We start from the raw sequence: 1,144 nt of genomic DNA on the forward strand, positions 1-1,144 counted from the left end.
CGCCTTCTAGCAAGGCATGTTGATCAGCATCCGTTGGTGGCGCATGAAGGTAACGAACGGCTTCTTGAAGGCTTGGGAGTTGCAGATCTTTTAAGATCGAGCCAGGAATAAGTTCGGTTACTTGGTGTCTGTCTAGATAGCCTAAAGCGCTAGCGCATAGCTTACGTAAACGAGGTTGTTGCACACCTTCAGTGAGCGTATAGATAGGCGTGAGCTTTTCTGGAGGAGAGTGTTTATCACCAGGTTTTAAAACTTGATATTCCGGATGATAAAACTCTAAGCCTGTTTGTCCTAAGCGAGCTTCGCCATAGCAACGCACTCGTGAGCCATTGCTTAATTGTTTCGCTTGAGCAGCACTGAAGTGGTAGAAACGCAGCGCAACTTGCCCAGAACTATCTCTGACGTGTACTTCCAAACTTTTGCGTCGTCCGATAACCACGCGACTGCCTTTTACTTCTGCTTCAAACAGTACATGTTGGCCTACACGTATTTGTGACAAAGGTACAATGCGCGTTCTATCCTCGTAACGAAAAGGGAGGTGGAATATAAGATCCTGCACGCTATGTAAATCAAGCTTACTAAGCGTTAGAGCGAATTTTTCTCCAACACCTTTGAGTTGGGTAAGTGGAACTTCGTTGAGGCTAGCCATTATTGAATTTATTTGCTTGAAGCGTATGAGTATTGTTGGTCGCACATTTCTAGTAATGTTAGAGGGTTTTCATATGGAATGCAGTAGATAAAAGGGTGGGTATGCAGCACAAAAGTTTATTTGTTGGATTTGGACAGATCGCTAGTAAAGTCGCTTTGGGGTTTGAGTCGGAGCGATGTATCGATGTACTAAAGCGCTCGTCTATTGATGCTCCAGACCAATTTGCGTGTGTAGAGCATATGTTTTTGGGAGATATTAGTGAGGCAAGTACGTGGACGAATGTACCTGATAACTATAATGCGATTTTGTTTTGTGTCACGCCCGGCGGTCGGGGAGCGGAAGCGTACCGACGCGTTTTCTACAATGCCCTTACTCACTGCATAACGAAATTTAAAAGTTTAAAGACTCCGCCACACCTCTTTTTTGTCTCAAGTACGAGTGTCTATGCTCAGGATGATGACTCTGTGGTCGATGAGTTGAGTCCTGCCAACGGTA

The 1,144-nt window shown here is 45.0% G+C and carries 1 protein-coding gene and 1 pseudogene; one reads left to right on the forward strand and one right to left on the reverse strand.

All coding sequences use genetic code 11. The features are described from left to right. On the reverse strand, positions 1-649 hold a 649-nt coding region (locus A3738_RS05400), incomplete at its 3' end, for an OB-fold nucleic acid binding domain-containing protein (protein WP_231876542.1). A gap of 101 nt (positions 650-750) precedes the next feature. Here A3738_RS05400 and A3738_RS05405 point away from each other — a divergent pair. Next, positions 751-1,144: pseudogene (locus tag A3738_RS05405) on the forward strand (hypothetical protein); the annotation flags it as partial.

The organism is Oleiphilus sp. HI0066, from assembly GCF_001635725.1.